The organism is Deltaproteobacteria bacterium GWC2_55_46 (assembly GCA_001595385.3).
Lineage (GTDB): Bacteria > Desulfobacterota > GWC2-55-46 > GWC2-55-46 > GWC2-55-46 > UBA5799.
The window spans coordinates 816,889-841,858 of the sequence record LVEI03000001.1; the positions used below are offsets into that span (position 1 = coordinate 816,889).

The 24,970-nt window shown below is 56.7% G+C and carries 24 protein-coding genes; 19 read left to right on the top strand and 5 right to left on the bottom strand.

The genetic code is table 11. From position 1 onward, the window contains the following. Window positions 1-7 precede the first annotated feature (7 nt). Complete coding sequence (locus tag A2V21_303910; GenBank protein ID OIJ73485.1) at window positions 8-2,200, bottom strand: hypothetical protein; 2,193 nt, start codon at window positions 2,198-2,200, stop codon at window positions 8-10. Between the two features lie 320 nt (window positions 2,201-2,520). Further along, the gene (locus A2V21_303915) at window positions 2,521-2,784 is read right to left on the bottom strand and encodes a hypothetical protein (GenBank protein ID OIJ73486.1); all 264 of its coding nucleotides are present in this window, start codon (window positions 2,782-2,784) and stop codon (window positions 2,521-2,523) included. Window positions 2,785-3,043: 259 nt separating this feature from the next. Here A2V21_303915 and A2V21_303920 point away from each other — a divergent pair, with 259 nt between their 5' ends. From A2V21_303920 to A2V21_303970, 11 genes are all read left to right on the top strand, one after another. Continuing rightward, on the top strand, window positions 3,044-4,528 hold the full coding sequence (locus A2V21_303920; GenBank protein OIJ73487.1) for an anthranilate synthase component I: 1,485 nt from the start codon (window positions 3,044-3,046) through the stop codon (window positions 4,526-4,528). A gap of 1 nt (window position 4,529) precedes the next feature. Continuing rightward, window positions 4,530-5,114, top strand: coding sequence for an anthranilate/aminodeoxychorismate synthase component II (locus A2V21_303925; protein ID OIJ73488.1), 585 nt, complete (start codon window positions 4,530-4,532; stop codon window positions 5,112-5,114). Between the two features lie 53 nt (window positions 5,115-5,167). Further along, window positions 5,168-6,118 carry an anthranilate phosphoribosyltransferase gene (locus A2V21_303930; protein ID OIJ75040.1) on the top strand — a complete coding sequence of 317 codons (951 nt, stop codon included), beginning with the start codon at window positions 5,168-5,170 and terminating at the stop codon, window positions 6,116-6,118. After that, the gene (locus A2V21_303935) at window positions 6,115-6,942 is read left to right on the top strand and encodes a hypothetical protein (GenBank protein ID OIJ73489.1); all 828 of its coding nucleotides are present in this window, start codon (window positions 6,115-6,117) and stop codon (window positions 6,940-6,942) included. Before A2V21_303930 ends, A2V21_303935 begins: the two co-directional genes overlap by 4 nt. Beyond that, complete coding sequence (locus A2V21_303940) at window positions 6,893-7,513, top strand: N-(5'-phosphoribosyl)anthranilate isomerase (GenBank protein OIJ75041.1); 621 nt, start codon at window positions 6,893-6,895, stop codon at window positions 7,511-7,513. The genes A2V21_303935 and A2V21_303940 overlap by 50 nt, the downstream gene beginning before the upstream one ends. Continuing rightward, window positions 7,510-8,736 (top strand): tryptophan synthase subunit beta, encoded by a 1,227-nt coding sequence (locus tag A2V21_303945; GenBank protein ID OIJ73490.1) that lies wholly within the window; start codon window positions 7,510-7,512, stop codon window positions 8,734-8,736. Before A2V21_303940 ends, A2V21_303945 begins: the two co-directional genes overlap by 4 nt. 12 nt (window positions 8,737-8,748) lie before the next feature. Further along, on the top strand, window positions 8,749-9,558 hold the full coding sequence (locus A2V21_303950; GenBank protein OIJ73491.1) for a tryptophan synthase subunit alpha: 810 nt from the start codon (window positions 8,749-8,751) through the stop codon (window positions 9,556-9,558). A gap of 12 nt (window positions 9,559-9,570) precedes the next feature. Continuing rightward, window positions 9,571-10,422 (top strand): acetyl-CoA carboxylase subunit beta, encoded by an 852-nt coding sequence (locus A2V21_303955; protein ID OIJ73492.1) that lies wholly within the window; start codon window positions 9,571-9,573, stop codon window positions 10,420-10,422. A 1-nt stretch (window position 10,423) separates the two neighbouring features. Next, a complete protein-coding gene (locus tag A2V21_303960; GenBank protein OIJ73493.1) occupies window positions 10,424-11,704 on the top strand; it encodes a hypothetical protein in 1,281 nt (426 codons plus the stop codon). A gap of 104 nt (window positions 11,705-11,808) precedes the next feature. Then, the gene (locus tag A2V21_303965; protein ID OIJ73494.1) at window positions 11,809-13,947 is read left to right on the top strand and encodes a hypothetical protein; all 2,139 of its coding nucleotides are present in this window, start codon (window positions 11,809-11,811) and stop codon (window positions 13,945-13,947) included. Window positions 13,948-14,036: 89 nt separating this feature from the next. Next, the gene (locus A2V21_303970; protein OIJ73495.1) at window positions 14,037-14,723 is read left to right on the top strand and encodes a hypothetical protein; all 687 of its coding nucleotides are present in this window, start codon (window positions 14,037-14,039) and stop codon (window positions 14,721-14,723) included. A 67-nt stretch (window positions 14,724-14,790) separates the two neighbouring features. Here the strand turns inward: A2V21_303970 and A2V21_303975 are convergent, their stop codons facing one another. Both A2V21_303975 and A2V21_303980 read right to left on the bottom strand, forming a co-directional pair. Continuing rightward, a complete protein-coding gene (locus tag A2V21_303975; protein OIJ73496.1) occupies window positions 14,791-15,594 on the bottom strand; it encodes a GTP cyclohydrolase in 804 nt (267 codons plus the stop codon). Further along, entirely contained in the window at window positions 15,587-15,955 is a 369-nt protein-coding gene (locus tag A2V21_303980) for a 6-carboxytetrahydropterin synthase QueD (protein ID OIJ73497.1), read from the bottom strand. Before A2V21_303980 ends, A2V21_303975 begins: the two co-directional genes overlap by 8 nt. 283 nt (window positions 15,956-16,238) lie before the next feature. Between A2V21_303980 and A2V21_303985 the strand changes: the two genes are divergently transcribed. From A2V21_303985 to A2V21_304000, 4 genes are read left to right on the top strand one after another with little or no spacing between them, the layout of a single operon-like run. Then, a complete protein-coding gene (locus A2V21_303985; protein OIJ73498.1) occupies window positions 16,239-17,051 on the top strand; it encodes a hypothetical protein in 813 nt (270 codons plus the stop codon). Window positions 17,052-17,058: 7 nt separating this feature from the next. Then, window positions 17,059-18,114 (top strand): hypothetical protein, encoded by a 1,056-nt coding sequence (locus A2V21_303990; protein ID OIJ73499.1) that lies wholly within the window; start codon window positions 17,059-17,061, stop codon window positions 18,112-18,114. Continuing rightward, window positions 18,111-19,127: a sodium:proton exchanger gene (locus A2V21_303995; GenBank protein OIJ73500.1), complete on the top strand. Its 1,017-nt coding sequence runs from the start codon at window positions 18,111-18,113 to the stop codon at window positions 19,125-19,127. The genes A2V21_303990 and A2V21_303995 overlap by 4 nt, the downstream gene beginning before the upstream one ends. Then, window positions 19,124-20,026, top strand: a complete 903-nt coding sequence (locus tag A2V21_304000; protein ID OIJ73501.1) for a hypothetical protein — start codon at window positions 19,124-19,126, stop codon at window positions 20,024-20,026. Before A2V21_303995 ends, A2V21_304000 begins: the two co-directional genes overlap by 4 nt. 184 nt (window positions 20,027-20,210) lie before the next feature. Here the strand turns inward: A2V21_304000 and A2V21_304005 are convergent, their stop codons facing one another. Continuing rightward, window positions 20,211-20,585: a hypothetical protein gene (locus tag A2V21_304005; GenBank protein ID OIJ73502.1), complete on the bottom strand. Its 375-nt coding sequence runs from the start codon at window positions 20,583-20,585 to the stop codon at window positions 20,211-20,213. Window positions 20,586-20,783: 198 nt separating this feature from the next. Between A2V21_304005 and A2V21_304010 the strand changes: the two genes are divergently transcribed. From A2V21_304010 to A2V21_304025, 4 genes are all read left to right on the top strand, one after another. Further along, a complete protein-coding gene (locus tag A2V21_304010) occupies window positions 20,784-22,151 on the top strand; it encodes a hypothetical protein (GenBank protein ID OIJ73503.1) in 1,368 nt (455 codons plus the stop codon). A gap of 57 nt (window positions 22,152-22,208) precedes the next feature. Continuing rightward, on the top strand, window positions 22,209-22,991 hold the full coding sequence (locus tag A2V21_304015; protein OIJ75042.1) for a methylisocitrate lyase: 783 nt from the start codon (window positions 22,209-22,211) through the stop codon (window positions 22,989-22,991). 5 nt (window positions 22,992-22,996) lie between these two features. Then, window positions 22,997-23,188 (top strand): uracil-DNA glycosylase, encoded by a 192-nt coding sequence (locus A2V21_304020; protein ID OIJ73504.1) that lies wholly within the window; start codon window positions 22,997-22,999, stop codon window positions 23,186-23,188. Between the two features lie 202 nt (window positions 23,189-23,390). Beyond that, entirely contained in the window at window positions 23,391-24,776 is a 1,386-nt protein-coding gene (locus tag A2V21_304025; GenBank protein ID OIJ75043.1) for a peptidase C69, read from the top strand. Window positions 24,777-24,970: the final 194 nt, after the last annotated feature.

The following is a 24,970-nucleotide window of genomic DNA, read 5'->3' on the forward strand; positions in this document are numbered from 1 at the left end:
CGTTCTGTCATGCCTTGAAGTTTGCCACAGTGCTCTTGAGGGCGTCTGCCTGCCTGTTCATCTCGCCTACCGTCCTCTCGAGCCTTGCCGCGAGCGCCGCGTTGTCCTCAGCGGCCTTCTTGACCGTATTTACCGCGTTCACTATCCTTTTGGAGAAGACCATCTGCTCGGATGTCGCGTCGGCCACCCTTGATATCTTCTCTATCACCTTGAATATGGCCTCGGCGACCCTCCTGGTCTCACGCCCCTGCTCCATGGTAGATGATTTCACCCGTTCCATGAACTCACGCATCTGCGCGGTGTCCTTCAAGATCTCCTTGGCGGCGTGCGACTGCTCCCCTGAGGCGTTCTTTATGTCGGAGACCATGTGGCTCATCACCTGGACGGCGCTGGCGATCTGGCCGGCGCCCTTGGTCTGCTCGGCAGTCGCCTTCTCGATGAGCTTCGCCATCTCGAAGGAGCTGCGTGAAGAGTCCAGTATCTTTATGAGCGCCTCCTGGGCGTTCCTTGAAAGGGCCACGCCGTCCTCGACCTTCTCAGAGCTCCTCTTCATCGACTCTACCGAGATAGCCACCTCGCTCTGGACCTGGCTTATGAGCTCAGCTATCTCCTTTGTCGAAGAGGTCGTCTTCGTCGCCAGGTCCTTCACCTGCCTCGCAACTACCGCGAACCCTTTCCCGTGCTCACCGGCCTGCGCCGCCAGTATCGTGGCGTTGAGCGCCAGGAGGTGGGTCGTATCGGCTATGTCGTTTATGACGATCAAGACCTTGCCTATCTCTTTCGACCTCTCGCCGAGGCGGTTTATCACCAGCGCGGTCGAGGCCACCTCCTCGCTTACCTTCTCTATCCCCTCCCTGGTCTTGACGACCGAGGCCATGCCGAGGTCCTCGGCGTCCACCCTGACCTTCTCGGCAAGCTCGGCCTGGCTCCTGGAGTAGGTCTCCACCTCCTTGACCTTCTCGCCGATATCAATGATCGAAGAGACGACGTCCTCGCTATTCCTGAAAAGCTCGTCGACGTGCGAGGCGACCTGGTTTATTGATACGGCTATCTCGTTTATGGAAGAGTTAGTCGATGAGGCCGCGATAAAGAGCTTCTCTATATTGACCTTCACATCGTCGACAGAGCCGGACATGGTGCGCACGGACTCGGAGACCTCGCTTGACGAGCCGCGGAGCGCCTCGGCCTCCTCCGCGACCATCTTTATCGACGCGTCCATCTCCTGTATGGACCCGGATGTGTCTTCCGCGGCCTGCATCTGGGTCTTTACCGCCTCGATTATCTCCCTTGACGAAGACTCTATCTGGGTGGACGCGGCCGACACCTCTCTCGATATGCCGAAGATGTCCCTGACCATCGTCTGCATGCCGTCGACGAACTTGTTGAACCACCTGCCAAGGAGGCCTATCTCGTCATTCGAGCTTATCTCGAGCCTCTTGGTGAGGTCTCCCTTGCCCTCGGCTATGGCCTTTAGCATCACGACCGCCCTGTCGATCGGGCGGGTTATGACGCCGGAGACAAGAAGCCCCAGGAGGATCGTCATCGCGCTCAAGGTGGCGAGCCCGTAGAATATCCATTTATTCCTCGACCCGGCCAGGAGGTCGTACATCTCTTCAAGGGAGGTCGTTATCATGAGCGCGCCCCTTGCGGCCTCCTCGTGCTCATGGCAGGAGGAGCATTTCGGCCTGTACTCTATCGGCACTACGTAAGTAAAAAGTTTCCGGTCCCCTTCGCTCTCGGTATAATAGACCGCTTCCTTCTGCCCGCGGTTAAAGGCCTGGAGCGCCTTCTTGAACTCCGGGTTTTGTATGCCCTTGGCGACGTTGTTGAGCTTGTTAGGGTGGTCGGCGAGCCACTCCGGCTTTATCTCGCCGAACTCGGTCTTGACGGCGTCCAGGGTCTTGTGGTCCTGGAAGGCCTCCTCGACCCCGTTCGACCTTATGAGCTGGACCCGCTCAACCCCCTTTATGGTCTTGAGGCCTTCGATGAGGAAGCGGGACATGTCAGCGCGCTCATCGAGCATGTCCTTGTAGATAGTATGGAGGATGGGCTGGGCCATGAGCGCGCTCGCCTTCAGGCGCTCCCTCAAAAGGCTCTTCTCCTCCTCCTTTATGACCAGGAGTATGAGCACCCCGAAGGCGACGAGCGCAAGCCCGATCGTCAGGTTGAGTATTTTGGATTTCAAGCCCTGCCGGAACATCACGTATTACCCCGTGAGAATATGAACGCAAGCCAAAACAAGACAGGTAGCTTAAGCGGATGGCGAATGGAGGAAAAGGGCGTAGTCCGGAAAATTCTTAAAGGCCCGCGTCTTGAAAGGCATTATATTACTTTCAATTCCGGAATACCATTAAATAGAGCTTTCCCCGCATCAGGAAATGCCGGTCAATTCCGGCCAGCAGTCCCGCCATCAGGCTGCGTCTTTACATATCGGATAAGGGAAGGGATTTCTTTAAGCCTGTAAAAAACCGCCCGCCCGGGGTACGGGCGGGCGGAGCGGATACCGTCTCTAAGAGGCACTTACCTCTTTGACTTCTTCTTGGCCGGCTTGGCCTTGGCCTTTAATACCTCAAGCTCCTGCTTGGTAGCGTCAAGCTCGGAGGTTATCGTGGTTATGCGTGTCTTGGCCTCTTCAAGCTCGGTCTGAATAGTGGCCATCTGTGTCTGCAGCGCCGTCTTCTCGCCCGTAAGAGCCGTTATCTGCGCCTTGAGCTCCTCATTTTCCTTCTTGATCTTCTGGCCGCAACCCGCTGTCGCAAGAAGCACCACAAACGCAAGACCCAATAAACCAGCTTTTCTCATATTTCTTTAACCTCTCCTGCTTTTTATTTATGGCAACCCGGCCAAGGCCGGAGATAACCCGTAACGGGTGACAGATTGAACGGATTTGGCAGATTGTACGAAAAGGCGGAGAGCGTGTCAAGCGGCAAAAAAGGCGGGAGAAAAACGCTTTAATATGGTATCGTTAGGCCATCCCCGGCCTCAAGAAAGCCCGGTGAAGCTATTGACTAAGCTTCCAGTGCTATGATAAAGTAGGTAGCTTATGAGAAGGCCCAGCCACTGCCCTTCCCTCGATGTCTTCAAGGAATTAGCCAAAACGAGCAATATGGTGCCCGTCTGGAGGGATATCCTCGCTGACACCGACACCCCTGTCTCCGCTTTCATGAAGATAGATACCGGAGGCGACTCCTTCCTCCTTGAAAGCGTGGAGGGCGGTGAGAAATGGGGGAGGTACAGCATCCTCGGCTCTGCCCCGAAGATGGTCTTAAGGAGCCTCGGAAACCGTGTCGAGGTAGTACAGGCCAATGGCAAAAGGGTCATAGAGGGCAACCCCCTTGATATCATCCAGTCGATCATCTCCGGCTTCTCCCCGGCTACAGTTGAGGGCGCGCCCAGGTTTTCAGGCGGGGCCATAGGCTACATGAGCTATGACATCGTCCGCCACATAGAGAACCTGCCTGACTCATCCCCCAGGGAGCTCGGGCTCGACGACATATACCTCATCTTTACAGACACGTTCCTCGTATTCGACAACGTCGAGCACAGGATAAAGATAGTGTCAAACGCCTATATCAACGAAGGCGACGACGTCGACGAGGCCTACGCAAGCTCACTTCGGAAGATCGACGCCATCGTGGAGCAGCTCAGGAAAAGGACCCCGGAAAGGGGCGGACAAACACCCGGCGGCACAGTAGAGATATCCTCGAACTTCAGAAGAGAGGACTTCCTCAGGGCCGTTGAGCGCGTAAAGGAATACATAGTCGAAGGGGACATATTCCAGGCGGTCATCTCCCAGAGGTTTTCGGCCTCTCTCACCGTAGACCCTTTCGACATATACAGGGCCTTGCGTGTCATAAACCCCTCCCCCTACATGTTCTTCCTCAAGCTCGGGGAGGCAACCCTCGTCGGCTCCTCGCCGGAGATACTTGTGCGGGTCGAAGGGGAGAGCGTGAACGTGAAGCCGATAGCCGGCACGAGGAAAAGGGGCAGGGACGAGGCGGAGGACCTCTCGCTTGAAAAGGACCTCCTGGCCGACCCGAAGGAACTCTCAGAGCATATAATGCTCGTGGACCTCGGCAGGAACGACGTCGGAAGGGTCGCGAGGGCCGGCACCGTCGAAGTCGACGAGCTCATGGCTATAGAGCGCTATTCCCATGTCATGCACATAGTCTCTAACGTAAAGGGTACTCTCAAAAAGGGGCTCGACTCATTCGACGCCCTCAAGGCCTGCTTCCCGGCGGGCACGCTCACCGGCGCGCCGAAGGTAAGGGCCATGGAGATAATAGAAGAGCTCGAGCCCTCCAAGCGCGAGGTCTACGGCGGGTGCGTTGGCTATCTCGGCTTTTCAGGCAACATGGACATGTGCATAGCCATACGGACCATGGTCATCGCCGGCGGACGCATACACATACAGGCCGGGGCCGGCATCGTTGCCGACTCGGTCCCGGAAAAAGAGTTCGAGGAGACTGAGAACAAGGCAAGGGGCATGCTAAAAGCCGTAGAGATGGCGACGGAAGGGCTTTTCTGAAATGATACTGATGATAGACAACTACGACTCCTTTACCTTCAACCTCGTCCAGTACTTCATGGAATTGGGGCAGGACGTGCTGGTCAAAAGGAACGACGCCATAACGACAAAAGAGATAGAGAAGCTTTCCCCGGCGGCGATAGTCATCTCGCCGGGGCCGTGCGACCCGCCAAAGGCAGGGATATCGGTCGAGGCCATAAAGGCATTCGCCGGAAAGATCCCCCTTCTCGGCGTCTGCCTCGGGCACCAGTCCATCGGCTACGCCTTCGGGGGAGAGGTCGTAAAGGCAAAGCGCCTCATGCACGGCAAGACCTCGATGATATACCACGACGGCAGGACGATATTCGAAGGGATAGAGAACCCGTTCGAGGCCAACCGCTACCACTCCCTCATAGTTAAAAAGGACAGCCTGCCGAATTGCCTTGAGATAAGCGCGTGGACGGAGATGGACGAGATCATGGGGCTCCGCCACAGGAGCCTTCCCATAGAGGGCGTCCAGTTCCATCCTGAATCGATCCTTACAAGGGCGGGCAAGGAGATCTTGAGGAACTTCATTCAAAAATACGCCGTAGCGAGGCAAGCGTGATAAAGGACGCCCTCGGAAGGCTGATCAAAGGCTCAGACTTGAGCGAACCCGAGATGTCCGGCGTCATGAACGAGATAATGACCGGCGGGGCAAGCCCAGCTCAGATAGGCGCGTTCCTTGCCGCCCTCAGGATGAAGGGCGAGACGGTCGCGGAGATAACCGGCGCGGCCAGGGTAATGCGCGCTAAGGCTACGAAGGTAGCGGCCCCCGAAGGGGTCGTGGATACCTGCGGCACCGGCGGGGACGAGTCGATGACCTTCAACATATCTACTGCCGCCGCCTTTGTCGCCTCAGGCGCGGGCCTTACGGTAGCAAAACATGGCAACAGGTCGGTATCATCGAAGAGCGGCAGCGCTGACGTGCTCCGCGCCCTCGGCGTGAACATCGAGGCCGAGGTCTCCAGGGTGGAGGAGTGCGTAAGGGAGGCTGGCATCGGCTTTCTCTTCGCGCCCATGCTCCACGGGGCCATGAAGTACGCGGCCCCGGTAAGGAGAGAGATCGGCATACGGAGCATCTTCAACATACTCGGCCCGCTGACCAACCCGGCTGGCGCAAAAAGGCAGGTCATAGGCGTCTACGATCCGGCCCTAACCGATATCCTCGCGAAGGTCCTTCATAACCTCGGCTCTGCCCACGCCTTCGTGGTAAGGGGCGAGGACGGGCTCGACGAGATCTCCCTTGCCGCTGAGACCAGGGTCACGGAGCTTAAAGACGGCTCGATAAGGACATACCATGTAAAGCCTGAGGACTTCGGCTTCACAAGGTGCTCATCCATTGACCTTCTGGGCGGCGGCCCTGACGAGAACGCCGAAATAATACTCGGTGTGCTAAGCGGCGCCAAGGGCCCGGCGAGGGACGTTGTGATACTTAACGCGGCAGCAGCTATAACTGCTGGAGGCGCCTCATCGAGCCTTGAGGAGGGCATCGCCATCGCAAGGGGCGCGATAGACTCCGGAGAATCTTTAGACAAGCTTGAGAAGCTCAAGGAAATATCAAACAGATGATACTCGACGAGATACTTGAGAATAAAAGAGTTGAGCTGGAGGAGACAAAGGCGCGCTTCCACATTCAGGGGATTATGGAGAAGCTTTCAATGGTCCCGAGGCCAAAGGACTTTGAAAGGGCTGTCGCCTACAGGGGCGGGGCCGACCGCATAAGGATAATCGCCGAGATAAAGCGGGCGTCTCCGTCAAAGGGCATGATAAGGGAGTACTTCGTGCCAGCCGAGATAGCCCGTGGCTATATCGAGGGCGGGGCCGCGGCCATCTCCGTCATAACCGAGGAGAAGTACTTCAAGGGCAAGCTCGACTACCTGCTCGCGCTAAGGGGCAACATCAGGCTCCCGATACTCAGGAAGGACTTCATATTCGACGATTATCAGGTCTATGAATCGAGGGTATCTGGAGCTGACGCGCTCCTCCTCATCGCGGCTGCCCTTGATAAGGAGCGGCTTAAAAGCCTGATCGAGCTTACCCAATCGCTTGGCATGTCGGCCCTCGTCGAGGTCCATGACGAAAAGGAGCTCGAGGACGCGCTTTCAGCCGGGGCAAAGATAATAGGGGTCAACAACAGGGACCTCAAGACCTTCAAGACGGATATCGAGACAACGATAAGGCTCGCCCCCTATGTGCCGAAAGACAGGGTCCTCGTGAGCGAAAGCGGCATCAACACGCACGAGGACATATTGAAGCTCAAGGAGTGGGGCGTAGAGGCCTTCCTCATCGGCGAGGCGCTCATGAGGGAAGAGAACTTCAGAAAAAAACTCAAGGAACTCAGAGGTGTCATACAACCAAACCAGGGTCAAGATCTGCGGCATAACAAACCTTGAGGACGCGCTCAAGGCTACTGAGCTGGGGGCGGACGCCCTCGGCTTCATATTCTACAGGAAGAGCCCCAGGTACATAAGCCCGAAGACGGCGGGGCTCATCATAAGGGAGCTGCCGCCCTTCATAACTCCTGTAGGCGTATTCGTGGACGAGGAGCTTCATAAGGTGGCCTCGACCGCCGCGGAGACAGGCATCCGCTCGGTACAGCTCCACGGGAGCGAGCCGCCCGAGTACTGCGAGCAGCTCGGCCTCAAGGCCATAAAGGCCATCCGCGTCAAGGACAGGGCTGACATAAACAGGCTCAAGTCCTATAACGTCTCGGCCTATCTCCTCGATACCTTCAAGGAAGGCGTCCAGGGCGGCACAGGAGAGACTTTCGACTGGGAGATAGCTATAGAGGCAAAGGCCCTTGGGAGGGTGATACTCTCCGGCGGGCTAAACCCTGAAAACGTAAGAGAGGCCCTGGAGAAGGTCCGGCCGTACGCCGTTGACGCAAGCTCCGGGCTTGAGGAGAGGCCCGGCAAAAAGGACCACGCAAGGCTTGAGAAATTCATGGAGCAGATAAGGAAATGAAAAAACAACAGTCGCGCCCTTCCCATAAAAAGGTAAAGACACCCGACAGGCTCGGCCACTTCGGCATATACGGCGGCAGGTATATATCCGAGACCCTGATGCCGGCGGTAATAGAGCTGGAAGAGGCATATCTCAAGTGGAAGGGCGACCCAGAGTTTAAAAAAGAATTCGCCTATTACCTTAATGAGTACGTCGGCAGGCCCACCCCGCTTTACTTCGCCGAGAGGCTCACAAAAAAAATGGGCGGCGCGGACATATTCCTTAAAAGGGAAGACCTCTGCCACACCGGGGCGCACAAGATAAACAACACGATAGGGCAGGTACTCCTTGCCAATAGGATGGGCAAGAAGAGAGTGATCGCCGAGACCGGGGCCGGCCAGCACGGTGTCGCCGCGGCTACAGTCGCGGCCATGTTCGGCCTCGAGTGCGAGATATACATGGGAGAGGACGACATAAAAAGGCAGCTCCCGAACGTATTCAGGATGAAGCTCCTCGGTGCGAAGGTAAACCCTGTTACCTCAGGGAGCAGGACGTTGAAGGACGCGATGAACGAGGCCTTGAGGGACTGGGTCACGAACGTATACAACACCTTCTATATCATAGGGACCGTGGCTGGCCCGCACCCGTACCCCATGCTCGTCAGGGATTTTCAATCGATAATCGGCGCGGAGGCGAGAAGGCAGATGCTGGGGCTTAGAGGCTCTCTCCCAGACCTCCTTGTAGCCTGCGTTGGCGGCGGCTCGAACGCCATGGGCCTCTTCCATGCCTTCCTCGATGACAAAAAGGTAAAGATGACAGGGGTCGAGGCCGCCGGAGAGGGCCTTAAGACCGGCAGGCACGCGGCCTCGATAAACGGAGGCAGCGTCGGCGTGCTGCACGGCAACAAGACATACCTGTTGCATGACAAGTACGGCCAGATAATAGACACCCACTCCATCTCAGCAGGGCTCGACTACCCGGGCGTAGGCCCGGAGCACGCCTACCTTCACGACACCGGCAGGGTGGAGTATACTACCATTACGGACAAAGAGGCCCTCGATGGGTTCAAGGCATTGACCCTTTCGGAGGGCATAATACCGGCCCTTGAAAGCTCACACGCCGTGGCCCACGCGATGAAGGCCGCCAGAGACATGAAGAAGGGCGCGAGCATGATAGTGTGCCTCTCCGGCAGGGGAGACAAGGACCTCAATACAGTCTCAAAGGCTTTTAATTTCGAGATCTGACAGGGAAAGCAGATGACCTCCAACAAAGAAAAAAGGATAGAATCGCTCTTCGCGCGGCTCAAGGCCGAAAAGAAGAAGGCCCTTATCACCTTCATAACCGCCGGGGACCCTGACCTGCCGACATCCGGGAAGATAATCCGTGAGCTTGAAAAGTCCGGGGCAGACCTTATCGAGCTCGGCATTCCGTTCTCAGACCCGATGGCAGACGGCCCGACGATACAGGCATCTTCAGAGAGGGCGCTTAAAAAAAACGTCCACCTCCCCGACGTCCTCACCCTCGTAAGAAATATACGGCAAAGAAGCGAAGTCCCCATCGTGCTATTCGGCTACTACAACCCGGTATTTACCTACGGGCTTAAAAAGTTCGCCAGGGACGTAAAGGCCGCGGGCGCGGACGGCGTCCTCATAGTCGACCTTCCGGCCGAGGAGGCTGACGAGCTTAAAAGCGAGCTGGACAGGAACTCCATAGACCTCATATTCCTCCTCACGCCTACAAGCGACGAGAAAAGGATCAAGCTTGCCGCTCAAAAGGCCTCAGGGTTCATCTACTTCGTTAGCGTTACGGGGGTGACCGGCGCGCGCAAATCAGTATCGGCCGACATACCGAGGTACGTAAAACGCGTGAAAAAATTCACAGACCTGCCGATAGGCGTGGGCTTCGGCATCTCCACCGCTACGCAGGCTAAAGAAGTGGTAAAAAGCGCTGACGCCGCTGTCGTCGGCAGCGCCATAGTCAACATAATAGCCAGGAACGCGGGCTCGAAGATCTTAAGCGAGACGGGCTCATTCGTCTCGTCTTTAAAGCGCGGCATAGGCAGGTAATCGAGAGGGGATATGATCTGGTTCAAGAAAGACCTCTTCACCAACGGAGAGGAAAGCAAGAGCGTAAAGGTCCCGTATGGCCTCTGGGTCAAGTGCGACCACTGCGGCGAGATAATCTACAAGAAAGAGGTCGAACGGAACCTGGACGTCTGCCCGAAGTGCGACTACCACTTCCGCATCTCCGCGAGGGCCAGGATAGAGATAACCTTCGACGAGGGGACCTTCAGGGAATTCGACGAGCGTATGGAGCCGGTAGACGCCCTTGAGTTCCGCGACCTCAAAAAGTACAAGGACAGGATCAAGGCCTCTCAGAAGGAAACGGGCCTCAAGGACGCCATGATCACAGGCGAAGGGCTCATAGGCGGGCAGAAGGCCTCAGCAGCCGTATTCGAGTTCTCGTTCATGGGCGGCTCCATGGGCTCTGTAGTGGGCGAGAAGATAACCCGCGCGATAGAGCGCGGGATAGAATCAGGCTCTGGCGTGGTCATCTTCTCATCCTCCGGAGGAGCGAGGATGCAGGAATCGATACTGTCGCTTATGCAGATGGCCAAGACCTCCGCGGCTTTAGCGAAGCTCCGGGAGGCGTGCCTCCCGTACATATCCGTCCTTACAGATCCCACGATGGGAGGGGTCTCAGCGAGCTTTGCCATGCTCGGAGACGTAATCATAGCAGAGCCAAGAGCGCTTGTCGGTTTCGCCGGGCCCAGGGTCATAGCCGAGACCATACGGCAGAAGCTCCCGGAGGGCTTCCAGAGGGCAGAGTACCTCCTTGACCACGGCATGCTCGACATGATCGTCGAAAGGAAGCTCATGAAAGAGACCATCTCGAAGCTCCTTTCCATGCTCAATCCGCGCTGCCGTTAAAATGCCCTCAACTGGCCCCACCATTAAAATGCTGCTCGGCCTCGAAAGGCACGGCATAAAGCCGGGCCTCGCGAGAATATCAGAGCTTCTGTCGCTTATCGACGACCCTCACAAGGCATATCCTGCAGTCCACGTGGCAGGCACGAACGGCAAGGGTTCTACCTCCGCCATCGTGGCCTCGGTCCTCCGCGAGGCGGGCTTGAAGACCGGCCTTTACACCTCCCCTCACCTCTCAAGGTTCAACGAAAGGATACAGGTATCAGGAAGGCTCGTATCCGAAAAAGAGCTTGCCCTGGCCGCCCGCGTTATAAAACGGGCTTCCCGAAGGATGTCAAAAGAGGCCTCACCCCTCACATTCTTCGAGTTCACAACGGCGATGGCCTTCCTCCATTTCAAACTCAGGCAGGCCGACATAGCCGTAATTGAAACGGGCATGGGCGGCAGGTTCGACGCGACGAACGTAGTCGTCCCCGAGGTCTCTGTCATCACCAATATAAATATCGAGCATACCAGATACCTCGGGAAGGGATTGAAGGACATAGCCCGTGAAAAGGCTGGCATCATAAAGCCAGGAAGGCCGGTCATAACAGGCGAAGATAAGGCTGCCGCCCTTTCTGTCATACGCGGGAAGGCACAAGAGTCCTCATCCGCCCTCTATGGGCTTGGCAGAGACTTCTCCTCAACCGGGGAGCCGGCCTCTTTCGATTATTCGGGCTTAAACTTAAAGCTCCGCGGCCTGAAGCTAAAGCTCCTCGGCCAGCACCAGATCAAGAACGCCGCCCTGGCCCTCGCGGCAATCGAAGTCCTTAAAAAAAGGGGCTTCAATATACCTGTAGCGGCGATAAGGGCAGGGCTCAGGAAGGCCCTCTGGCCGGGAAGGCTCGAAGTCATATCAAGGCGCCCCCTCGTGGTCGTCGACGGCGCGCACAACCCGGCTGCCGCGGCCGTCTTAGCCGATGCCCTCAAGGGACTCAAGTGGAAGAGGCTCATAGTCGTTGCCGGCATAATGGCCGACAAGGACGTGGACGGGGTCTTGAAGGCCATTCTGCCGCTTGCGGACGAGGTCATAGCGACAAGCCCCGGAAATGAACGGACCCTGCCTGCCACAGAGCTCGCCAAAAAGATAAAGCGGCTCGGCAAGCCCGCAATCGAGCGTCCGCGCGTAAAGGACGCGTGCGTTGAAGCGTTGAAGATGGCCCGCCCCGGCGACTGCGTCTGCGCTACCGGATCTCTTTTCACCGTCGCTGAAGCGCGTGTTTTCCTCAGGCGCTCTCTCATTTAACCCACCTTTGGCTTGTAAAATACCCCCCTTATGTGCTAACGTTTCGAACTTACCCGCATTACACTCTCCAAGGCAAAAAAACAGTGGCGCCCGTAAGAAAACCCTTGATCATAATAATCTTACTGCCGCTCCTCTTTATCCTCACATGGGGCGCCCGGGCCGAAGAGGCTCCCACCGGAGACCTCTTCAACAAAGAGACCCCTGTAGAGGTCACCGCCGACACGATAACCTATGACAAGACTACCGATACATACCACGCTACCGGAAAGGTGGAGATGGTCCAGGAAGGTACGAGGCTCCTGGCGGACGAGGCCATACTCGACATGGCCGCCGGGGTAGCGACCGCATCCGGCGACGTGCGCGTAACAGACGAGGGCGGCGGCGAGCTCTCTGGCAAGAGCCTGCAGTTCAACATGAAGGACAAGACAGCCGTCCTTGTAAACGGCAGGCTCTATTACCGGGAGGGCAACATCCACCTGACGGCCGACACGATTCAGAAGACAGGGCCGGAATCATACTTCGCCAGGCGCATCACGTACACGACCTGCGACTGCCCCCCTGAGGATGAGCCGGCCTGGAGCTTTGCCGCCACCTCTGCCAACGTGACCGTCGGTGAGTTCCTTACGGGCTGGAACGCAAGGTTCTACATAAAAGGCGTGCCTGTCCTCTATTCGCCTTTCATCTCGATCCCCATAAAACGCGAACGGCAGAGCGGGTTCCTGCAGCCCAGGCCCGGCTACTCGAGGCTAAGGGGCTTTGTGCTTGAGACGTCCTTCTTCTGGGCCATAGCCAGAAACCAGGATGCCACATTCTACCTCGACATAGAGACAGAGCGCGGGGCAGGCAAAGGCATTGAGTACAGGTACGCGCGTTCGAGGAACAGCGCAGGGGAGGTCTTTTTCTACCAGTTCCAGGAGCAGAGCATAGAGCGCATAAGGGAGTTCAGGGACGGCGTCGACAACCTCTCAAGGCCTGAAGAGGCGACGAACAGCAGGTGGAGGTTCAATCTCCGGCACAGCGAGCTCCTCGCGGGTAACGTGAACATAAGGGCTAACATAAACCTGGTGAGCGACGACGAGTACTTCATCGACTTCGGAAAGGGCACTGATGAGAGGTCGCTCGAATCGATAGAAAGCAACGTCTCGATAAGCAAGAACTGGTCGAGCTACAGCCTCGTCGGCCAGTTCAGGGTATTCAACAACCTCCTTGACGCCGATGACGATGAAACGCTCCAGAGGCTCCCGGAGATAACCCTTACCGGGACGGACAGCAAGATCTACAATACCCCTGTTTACCTGTCAAGCCAATCCTCTTTCGTGAACTTCTGGAGGGATGCCGGGACCAGGGGACAGCGCTTAGACATACGCCCAAGGCTGTCGCTGCCGATGAGCCCGGGGGGATATTTCGACTTTATCCCTTCGGTCGGGCCGAAGGCTACGTTCTGGTATATCGACGGGGACCCTGAGAAAAGCTACTTTGACAGATTTATCTATGACGTAACCGCCGACCTTACGACGACGTTTGTGCGGATATACAGGACGGACCTTCCGCGGCTCAAGTCCCTGAGGCATACCATAAGGCCGAAAGTGACCTACACCTATGTGCCGGAGGCGGTCCAGGACGACCTCCCCAGCTTCGACGCCGTTGACAGGGTCGCCCCCATGAACAGCATGACCTATTCGATCAACTCTACCCTTACCGGCAAGCTCTTTGACGGCGATACGCCAGGCTATTTCGACTACCTCTACCTGGACTTGAGCCAGACCTACAACTTCTACGAGGCCCAGAGGGAGCTCACCTCCGCCACTGATGAAAGGAAGCCCTTCTCCGAGATAACCGGCGAGGTCATCATAAGGCCGGGCCCGCTGGTGACGGCCACCGCGAAAGGCAAATTCGATATATACGAGAACCGCTTCAACACCTATGACATCTCGCTCGCGGCGGCGGATAGCAGGGGAGACACCCTGAATATCTCGCACAGGTTCGTAAGGGACGGATCCAATTACCTTGAAGCATTCCTGAGGGGGCGCGTATCGAAAAGCGTTGACCTCACCTACTTCAAGAGGTACTCGTTCGACGAGTACAGGTCCCTTGAGACCTCCTACGGCATCGACTACACGCACCAGTGCTGGAGCGCTACTGTCACATACACGGAGCGCCTCGAAGAAAAGATCGCCTACCTTACCTTCAACCTGCTGGGCCTCGGCAAGGTGGCCGGCATACAGGGCAGGATCGAGCAGTAACAGGGAGAACCCATTGACACCCGGCGGCTTATTGGGTTAAACTGGACATTACGCTTGAAACCCGTAAATTCCTTATAAAAATGGTCTACATGCCCGATGTGCAAGACAAAAAAACAGCCGCAGGGAAAGAGCCCGTCGAGATAGCCTGCGTCGAGTGCGACACCAAATTCAGGCTCTGGGTCCCGGGAGAAATGCTCCCTGAATGGAAGAAGGGCGTGAGGATAAATTGCGTCAGATGCGGCGCGCAATACCTCGTTAAAAAGGTGGCCGACGGCTTCGACATAACCCCGGTGGCAACGCCCGCGCCCCCGGAAAGAGTTAAGGTGAGGCACGAGGAATACGAGGAGGCCCGCCCGGCCAAGGGCCCTGACTCATCCAGCGAATCCGTGCTCATCGTCGAGGACGACCGCCTTTCAAGGGAGATGGTCGCGGCCTCTCTTTCCGAACTTGGCTTCAGGACGGTCCCGGCCAAGAACGCGGCAGAGGCCTTGAAGGCCGCCAAGGCTCAAGTGGTAAGCCTCATAGTCACCGACCTTTATCTGAAGAACCCGGCTGACCCGGCCTCAAACATGGACGGAGAAGAGCTTCTCCAGAAGATGCGCTCAACCGGCTTTGAGATGCCTGCGATAGTGACTACAGGGAAGGATATCATAGACGACCTGGTGCTCGACCCCAAATGGTTCGAACTCAAGGTCAAGGGCTTCATCCAGAAGGGCAACCCGTTCTGGGTTGAGGAGTTGAAGCTCAAGGTGAAAGAGGTTCTCTACAAAGGTTAACGCACCTATGGCTAAAAACATAAAGCCCTGCCGCTAATTCACGGCAGGGCTTTTTTATTCAGGCCGTTCAAAGAGTCTGCTCAAGGAACGCATACGCGCTGTGGTTGTGTATCGATTCCCAGTTCTCGGCCTCGACCCTCAACCACTTGAGCTTCTTTATCCTGCCGAGGTTTATGGCCACTTCCCTGACCATGTCCTCGACGAACATCGGGTTGTCATAGGCCCTTTCGGTGACGTACTTCTCGTCAACCCTTTTAAGGAGGGAATACACCGGGCTTGAGGCGGAGCTCTCGACGGCGGCTATCAGGTCCTCCAGCCAGACGAACCCCTTGAAGCGGACGCTTACCTTCACAACCCCCCTCTGGTTGTGCGCCCCCCTCTCGCTTATCTCCTTGGAGCAGGGGCATAGCGTGCAGACAGGCACCTCGACCTCGAGCATGAAGTCCTTTTCAGCCCCGAGCGTCCCCCTGTACCTGCACCTGTACTCCATAAGCCCCTTTGAATCGGAGACCGGGGCGCTCTTCTCTACGAAATAGGGGAACTCCACCTCGAGGTGGGCGGTAGAGGATATGAGCCTCTTTTTCATCTTCTTGAGTATCTGCGGGAAGTTCCTGACCGAGAGCTCGCCCCTGTGCTCGTTCAGTATCTCTACGAACCTGGACATGTGCGTGCCCTTGAACTGGTGGGGCAGGTCGACGTACATGTTGATCGAGGCCACGGTGTGCTGAAACTTGTTCTTCCTGTCAAGCACCACTATGGGGTACCTGATATCCTTGACGCCCACCTTGTCGATGGGTATGCGCCTGTGATCGCGCTCTGACTGTACATCCTTGAGCTTCTTTTTTGGCATTATAACCCCTTGTCTATTCATAGTAAGCGGCGGCGGCCTTCTCCGATTCCCAGACCTTCACTCTGGAAACCTTCACGTTGCCGTCGTTCAACGACCTGGAAAGCTCGGTGTAGATATGCCTCGCGATGTTCTCGGCTGTGGCGTTCAGAACGTCGAAAGGCGGCAGCTCGTTCAGGTATCTGTGGTCCAGGGGGTCTATTATCGCCTTCGCCTTGCCCCTGAGCGACTTGAAATCGACTACCATGCCGAGGCTGTCGAGCCCTTCGGCCCTCACATCTATTTCCACCTTCCAGTTATGGCCGTGGAGGTTCTCGCAGGCCCCCTGGTATCCCCTCAGGTTATGCGCGGATGAAAAATAAGTTATTATAGAAAGTTCGTACATCCCTACAGTTTACCATAGACCTTCGGTCCAAAATCAAGTGAAAATCCTATGTAGGCTCTTATCCCTTGACAGGTATATGCGTCAACGGATATCCTGAAGTGTGCGTTCCTTGCCCATAGGGCCTGGACCGTCCAATTATACCTCATTTTGTGAAACGGCAACCGCTAACAGAAGAATAGGCTGCCCCAAAATAGCATTATAACGGTAAGCGCTGCTTATCTTGTATATACCGATACGGTTCATCGGCAACAATGCCAGCCATAAAATTCAAACAGGACCAGTCATGAAAAAAACATTGTGCTTCCTTGCGGTATTGCTTTCTTTAGCCTTTGCCTGGGCGCAGGGTGTGAACGCGGAGGGTACTCCGAAAGCGGAGTCGAATAAAAAAACGGCGGTCAAGAAGGCGGCTACCCCGGCCAGGACGGTATTCGACCTGGGCCACGGCGAGATATTCTCGCCAACAAAAGAAGGCGACCTTAATTACACCTCTTTTTACCGGATGGCAGATGAGGCTGGCGGGAAGGCCGGAGTAAACGAAGGGCCGATCACTACAAAAGCTCTCAAGGGCGTCAAGACCTATATCGTGGCCGGCCCCTCCATGGGCTTCACCGAGCCTGAGGGCGCGGCCCTTAAGAAGTTCGTAAACGGCGGCGGCAACCTCCTGGTGCTCCTCCACATCTCGCCTCCTGTGGCGGCGCTTACCGGACAGTTCGGGATAATCGTCTCCAACTTCGTCATCTGCGAAAAGGAAGGGCTGATCGACGGCCATTCCCAGGACTTTAACGTTACAAGGTTCGCGGAGCACCCCGTCACATCAGGCCTGCAAAAGGTGGCTGTATACGGTACCTGGGGGCTCATGGCCGACCAGGGCGCCATCGTCGTAGCCTCCACATCAGATCAGGCGTGGATGGACACCGACAGGAACAGGACGTTCACTGAGAACGAGCCGGTCGAGAAGGTCGGGATAATAGCCGTGCGTGAGGCCGGCAAAGGCAAGGTGGTGGTCGTGGCCGACGATGCCCCGTTCGCCAACAAGTTCATCGGCGAGGCCGACAACACCAGGCTTGCCGGGAACATACTGAAGTGGTTCAGATAATAACGGCATGAGAAACGTCTGGAGGTTTTTCTCCTCCTTATACCTGACCATAACGCTCGCGGTGCTTATCTGCGGTGTCTCTGCATGGGGATCGATGGTCTCCATGCAGAACCCGCGCTTTTTCAGGGCGTTCGACCAGGAGGTGCTCTTTCCCCTCATCTACTCCCTGGGCACAGGGTACTTAAAGCTTACGCTATGGGTATATCTGCTCATGGTCCTGATGGCGCTCTTTGCCATAAACACCGCCGTCTGCACCATTGACAAGGTCTGGTCGATAGCCGCCAGCAGGAAGCCCTGGCAGTCGTTCTTCCCCCATATCGTCCACATTGGCTTTCTCATAGCGCTTCTTGGGCACCTCATCGGAAGCATTTGGGGCTTCAGGAGCTACGGCAATCTTCTCTACAAGGGGGAATCTATCCCCGTGCCGAACCAGCCTGGCCTTCATGTCCGCCTCGACGGCGTCGATATGAGGACCTCGCAAGACGGCGAGATCGAGTACCTCAAGACGGGGCTCACGCTCTTAAAAGATGACAAAAGCGTGGCCGTCGCCGGGGAGGCCGGCATAAACAGCCCCCTTATATACAAGGGCATAGCCTTCTACCATCTGGACCAGGGCGAGAGCCCGACCGGATTGGTCCTTGATATCGATGGCAGCTCAGTAGAGGTCAAATTGGACGGCGCCTTCACCGCCCCGGACGGAAGCCACTTCCGGCTCGGCGTCCTTTACCCGGATTTCGCTATCGACGGGTCCGGGCGCCCCTACAGCAGGACCGGCGAGTTCGCCAACCCGCACATAGAGGTAATATCCGGCGACGGAAAGGCGTCTTTCCTCGATGTCTCGGCCCCCGGAAGCCGTCTAAGGCACGGCGGGCACGCTATAACGCTTACCGATTACGTCTACAGCCCTTACGTAGTGCTTACAATCAACAAAGACCCAGGTATCACCTACATCATAATAGGCTCAATAGTGCTTGTGGCGGGCATGGCGCTGCTCCTGTTTTTCAGGGGTGAGCGCGCCGAGCTTGTCCGCCAGAGGCCGGGGCCGCCGGAGAGCGCGACTTGATACAGGAATTATTGATACTTGCCTTCTGGCTGATCGTCATAATAGCCGCCAGCGAAATATTCACAAACGCGATCGAGTCCCTCGGCGCGAAGCTCAAGTTCTCAGAGGGGGTCACCGGGAGCATATTCGCGGCGGTCGGGACCGCTTTGCCAGAGACCATGGTGCCGCTCGTGGCCATATTCGGCGGCAACGGAGCCAAAGTAAGCGAGGAGGTCGGCGTAGGGGCGATACTCGGTGCGCCCTTCATGCTCTCCACCCTTGCCATGTTCCTCATAGGGGCCGCGATCTGGCAGTTCCAGGGAAAGAGGAAGAAGACGCACCTTACGCCGGAGCGCGGAGGCTTCAGGCGCGATATCGAGTTCTTTCTCTTCGCCTTCACGCTGGCCTTTCTCGTAGCCTTCACGCCGCAGGAGTACAGGCTCATAAGGGTCTTCGTGGCCATAATCCTCGTCCTCGCCTATTTTTATTACGTCCTTGAGACAGTAAAGGCCAGCGCGGCGCTTGTAAAGGAAGGGCACGGCACTGAAGAGTCGAAGTCGCTCTACCTCGGCGTGATATTCAAGGACCACATGGCCATCGTCGTAGTCCAGCTCATCGTCGCGCTCGGGCTCATAATCGTCGGGGCCAAAGGGTTTGTCCACGGGGTAGAGTCCCTCGCTGATATACTCGACATCCCGGTAATAGCCCTCGCGCTCCTCATAGTGCCGGTTGCTACCGAACTCCCGGAGAAGATAAACAGCATACTCTGGATCCGGAAGGGCAAGGACACCATGGCAGTAGGCAACATCACGGGCGCCATGGTCTTCCAGGGAAGCCTCCTTCCGGCGATAGGCATATTCCTGACCCCGTGGACCGTGAACGTCACGGTCGTGGCGAGCAGCGTCGTCACGATAATCGCCGGGATCTGGCTCTACTTCATCGCCATGAGGATAACGAAGATCACCCCGTGGTTCTTCATCGTAAACGGCATCCTCTACGCTACCTTCGTCTACATAGCGCTGACGCTCTCATGAAAACGCCCGCAAGGCTTTTCATGGCCACAAGGCCACAGTTCCTCCCGGCCGTAGCCGTTGCCGTTGGCCTCGGCGCCTCTGTAGCCTGGCGGGAGAGCGGGTCGTTTAACGCCTTCACCTTCTCGGTATCGATGGTCGCAGCCCTCCTCTACCACGCCGGGATGAACGTCTTGAATGACTACTACGACTTCAAAAACGGCACGGACAGCATTAACAAAAGCGCCTTGTCGCCCTTTACCGGCGGGAGCAGGTTCATACAAACAGGGCTCATGACCCCATCCGGAACGTTCGCCCTCGGCGCGGCCCTTATCGCGGCTGGGTCGATTGCCGGCATCTACCTTGCTCTTACGACAAGCCCGTTGCTCTTTGCCATAGGTTTTTTAGGGCTCCTCTCAGGGTATTTCTACTCAGCCCCTCCGGTATTCCTTGTTGGCAGGGGGCTCGGTGAGATAACCGTCGGAGTAACCTTCGGCCTCCTCACGGTGCTCGGGGCCTACCTAGTGCAGACGGGTACGATAAGCCTCTTTCCGGTATTCGCCTCCCTCCCCCTCTCCTTCCTCATAGCGGGCCTTCTTTACGTAAACGAGTTCCCGGACTTCGAGGCAGACAGGAGCGCCGGCAAGAGGACACTCGTGGTGCGCCTCGGCCCGGAGCGCGCCAGGTACGGGCTCATTTTTATCCTGATACTTACTTACTCGTCGCTTGTTGCCGGGGTCATTCTCGGCTTCCTGCCTAAAGCGTCTCTCATCGTAGTGCTGACCGCCTTTATCTCTATCCCGGGGGCCCTCTGCCTTATACGGAATTACAATGGCGGGCCAGCCCTCATACCAGCCATAAAGGCAGTGATCCTCACCCACCTCGCCACAGGCCTCATCCAGATAATCGCGGACCTCATCTAAAGTCCAGCCACTTGACTACTGAAGCGGCGTACCTATCATTTATTTGTTAAACACAGGCGGCCTTTCATGCCGATTGACGAAAGGAGGACGGATATGACGCTTGAGAAGTGGATTTGGAGATATCGCTTCAGGACAATACCCTTACGCTCAAGGGCGCGCGCCGGGCTCTTGACTATTCCGTCCATCAATTCGGACTTAAGCCATTGTTGTTGACGAGGTCCAGTGGCGTGGTTGTCCAGACGTCTATGCCGAGCTCACCTGAGACCCTCAGCACCCTGTCAAGGAACCGCCTGTCCCCTTCCCTTTCCATTATCAGAAGTATGCCCGGGCTACGCCCTGTCATGGACGAATAGTACAGGGCCTGCCCTATCGCCTCGGCCCATTTGGGAGCGAAATCGACCTCGACCGCGTGGGTATCGGTAAGGCAGTCGACACGCGTCCTGTCAGGCAGAACGGCCTCAGCCACCCCGCCGGCGTTTTCGCACCAGCGGGCCTGGTACGCCCTTTCGTTATACTCTCTCGCGAGGCACGCGCCGGGTATAATAAAGAAGATTATCATCGTCAGGCTTAAAAACCTCATCAAGCAATCTTAACGCGGGTTTTCCATTTATCAACCGGACTTGCTTGCCGTGATAGAGGTTATGGGCTATATTCCTTTTGTGATTTGCAAGGTGAACGGCTGGATATCATCACTCCGGCTGACAACACGGGTAAAGCTGTTATAGCGGCTAAATCGGAGCCCTGAAAGGAGTATCGGATGCGGCGCGGTACTATAGCCGAAAGGCTTGTCGACTATGCCCTTGCTCTTAAGTACGAAGACCTGCCCGGAGAGGCGGTCCATGAGGCCAAAAGAAGGCTCGTCGACTCGTTCGCGTGCATGCTCGGGGGCTATGAGGCGCCGCCGGCAAAGGCTGCAATGAGAGCAGCGCCTGTGGTCACAAACGGCCTGGCCTCGACCATATTCGGCTCCCCCCTTCCTACCACCCCGGAGGCCGCGGCCTTCGCAAACGGCATACTTGTAAGATACCTCGACTTCAACGATACATACTTATCAAAGGAACCGGCGCACCCTTCCGACAATATCCCTGCCGCGCTCGCAGCGGCACAGGCGGCCAATGCGGGGGGCAAGGAGCTTATAACGGCGATAGTCGCCGCCTACGAGGTGCAGTGCAGGCTCTGCGACGCCGCAACGCTTCGCACCAGGGGATGGGACCACGTGGCCTACGGCGCCTTTTCAGCAACGGTCGCCGCATCGATGCTTTTGGGCCTTTCAAGGGACGAATTCATAAACGCCATAAACATAGCGGGGACGGTCTCACCGGCGCTCAGGCAATCGAGGGCCGGCGAGCTTTCGATGTGGAAGGGGTGCGCCTTCGCCAATACGTCCAAAGACGCGCTGTTCGCGTCGATCATGGCGAAAAACGGCATAACCGGCCCGGCCCCGATATTCGAAGGCGAGTTCGGCTTCGAGAAGACCGTATCAGGCCCGCTTGGGCTGTCGGAAACCTTCGGCGGCGAAGGCGGGGAACGCTTCAAGATACTCGACACCTATATCAAGTTCTATCCGGCCGAGTACCATTCACAGAGCGCGATAGGTGCGGCTGTAGAGCTTGTGGCCGACATAGTTGACCCGAAGGAGATAGAATCTGTCGTGGTAAGTACCTTCGGGGCCGGCTTCGAGATAATCGGCTCCGGGGATGAAAAATGGAGGCCCCGCACAAGGGAGACCGCAGACCACAGCCTGCCATTCCTCGTTGCAGCCGCCCTTCTTGACGGCAACGTGAACCTCGCGACCTATTCAGACCGGATGGAAGACCCTGACCTCACTACACTCATCAAAAAGGTCAGGGTCGTGAAGGACGCTGAGCTTGACCGGATGTACCCCGGCGCGATACCGAACAGGGTAGAGGTCAAGCTCTCGTCAGGAGAGCTTCTGACAAGGGAGATGATATACCCGAAGGGCCATCCAAAAAACGCGATGACCGACAGGGAGCTCGAAGAGAAGTTCAAAAACCTGGGCGGCTGGTATCTCGGGGACGGAATGGCTGAAAAGGCGCTATCAAAGTTATGGAAGGCAGAGGAGGCCAAAAGCGTAATGGAGCTGCTAAGGCTTTTCATGAGGTGAGCTGTGGCCGAGAAAAACCTGCTCACTATAAAAACCAAACGTAAGGGCGCGCTCCCGATACCCGGGGCCTTCAACGCGGCCTCTGCCATGCTCATCGAGAAGGCGGGCTTTGAGGCGGTATATATATCCGGGGCCGGGCTCTCGAACTCAAACGGCCTGCCTGACGCCGGTCTCCTTTCAAGGGAAGAGGTATTGCGCCTATCGTCATATATCTTAAAGGCGGTAAGCGTGCCTGCCGTCATCGACGCCGACACCGGCTTCGGCGGCCCTCAGGATGCGGCCCTTACAGTAAAGGCCTTTGAAGAGGCAGGCGCGTCGGCTATCCAGATAGAGGACCAGGAGTTCCCGAAAAGGTGCGGCCACCTGCCCGGCAAGAGCGTAATACCAGCAGCCGAGTTCGCGGAGAAGGTCAGGGCGGCGGCTTCGGCGAGAAGCTCCAAAGACTTTCAGATAATCGCCAGGACAGACGCCAGGGGCGCTGGCACGCTCGATGAGGCCATACAGAGGGCGACCTTATACATCGAGGCAGGGGCTGACATAATATTCCCCGAGGCGCTTGAGACAAGGGAGGAGTTCATCGAGTTCGCGCGGGCGGTGAAGGCCCCTCTCATGGCGAACATGACCGAGTTCGGGAAGAGCCCCTACTTGACTATGGATGATTGGAGCGAAATGGGTTATTCTTTTGTACTCTTCCCGATGACCGCCTTTAGAACAGGCATGAAGGCGATGGAAGAGGCCTTGAGCGAGCTTAAGGAGAAGGGCACTCAGAAAGGGCTGCTCAACAGGATGCAGACGCGGGAAGAGCTTTACAGGCTGATCAAGTACGACATCAATAAATAGCGGATATGGACGAGAAGGCCGGGGAGAAAAACTGCTTCCACTGCAAGCACTTCTACATCACCTGGGACGAGTTCTTCCCGAAGGGATGCAAGGCCCTGGGCTTCAAGAGCCGGGAGGCGCCATCGGCGGTGGTACAGAGGTCCTCTGGCATGGAATGCCAGATGTTCGAGCATAAAAAGGAACACGGGAAGGCGTAAGGCTGGCTAACCTGTATACTCATTAACAAGTTGCTGAAGAACTCAAAATCACGATCACGTTCAGGCTGGTCAAAAAGGTCAAGATGCAGGGAGTCGAAACAGGAGGAATGCGGCGTACCTGGATGGTACGCCGCAGTGACGAATTTTGATGACGACACAGCAGATTGGCCTTTTTCAACAGCCTGTCAGGAGGAGCATGGGACTGATAGAGAACTTCGACCCCTTCAAGGTATTAAAGGCGGCTCTTAAAAAAGGCGGCGAATACGCCGACATCTATCTTGAGGACACGGCCAACGCCTCGATAGTGGCGGAGGAAAAAAGGATAGAGAAGGTCATAACAGGCAGGGACAGGGGCTGCGGCATCCGGGTCATAGCAGGGCTCAAGACCTACTTCGCCTATACCAACGACGTCTCCGAGAAAGGGCTCATCGAGGCGGCCTCCGCTGTCGCCCATGGCGTGCGGGATGGCAAGGAAGCCGGCGCAATAAACCTCAAGAAAAAAGAGACAGCCCCGGGCTTCGACATAAAGAGGCTCCCGTACATGGGCGTGCTTGAAGAGAAGGTCGGGCTCGTGAACAGGGCCGCGGACGCTGCCTGGAAGTTCGACAAGAGGATAAGGCAGGTCAGGGTCGTCTACGGCGACGGGTGGCGGAGGATGGCCGTCGTAAACTCCCTTGGCGAGTGGATAGAAGAGGACCGGAACGCGCTCCTCTTCCTCTGCAACGCCATCTCCGCCGAGGGGGACGTCATCCAGACCGGCTATGAGCCGCTCGGAGGCATAATGGGCCTTGAGGCATTCGATGAGACCCCTCCTGAGGCGATAGCGGAGACAGCGGCCAGAAGGGCGATAATGATGCTCGGCGCGAGGAGGGCGCCCGGCGGAAAGATGGCGGTAGTGCTCTCGAGCGAGGCTGGCGGCACCATGGTGCACGAGGCCGTAGGCCACGGCCTTGAGGCCGACCTCGCCCTCCAGAACCTATCCGTATATTCCGGAAAGATAGGCCAGAAGGTCGCGAATGAGAAGATAACCGTACTGGACGACTCGACGCTGCCTTACAGGAGGGGCTCTTTCTTCTTTGACGACGAAGGGACGCCCGCGGAGAAGACTGTGCTTATAGAGAACGGGGTCTTGAAGACCTACATGTGCGACAGGCTCAACGCGATGAAGTCAGGCTTTAAGTCCACAGGCAACGGCCGGAGGGAGTCATACCAGCACAGGCCGATACCGAGGATGACGAACACGATCATAGCGCCCGGCACCGAGGACCCGGATACGATAGTAAGGTCGCTGGACAAAGGCCTTTTCGTCAAGAAGATGGGCGGCGGCCAGGTAAATACCGTGAACGGGGACTTCGTCTTCGAGGTGACAGAGGGCTATATGATTGAGAAGGGCAAGATAGGCGAGCCTGTAAGGGGGGCTACCCTTACAGGAAACGGCCCTGACGTCCTCATGAACATAGACATGCTCGGGCGAGATCTGGGCTTCGGCATAGGCACCTGCGGCAAGGACAGCCAGGGAGTACCCGTATCAGATGCCCAGCCGACGCTCCGGATACCGGAGATAACCGTGGGGGGAAAGGCGAAGTAGCGGAGTGTTTTTGTACTTAAAACAACTTCGGGCATAAGACGTAAGCGAGCATAGGGCTGGGGGAGGGGCGCGCGAGCCTTATGCCAAGAAAAGCGCGGCAGCGCGCAAAAGGCCTTTCTACAAAAGACTGCAAAAGGAAAATAAAAAAAACTGGAAAAAAATTCTGACTTACAAATATTCGCCTGATTACAACA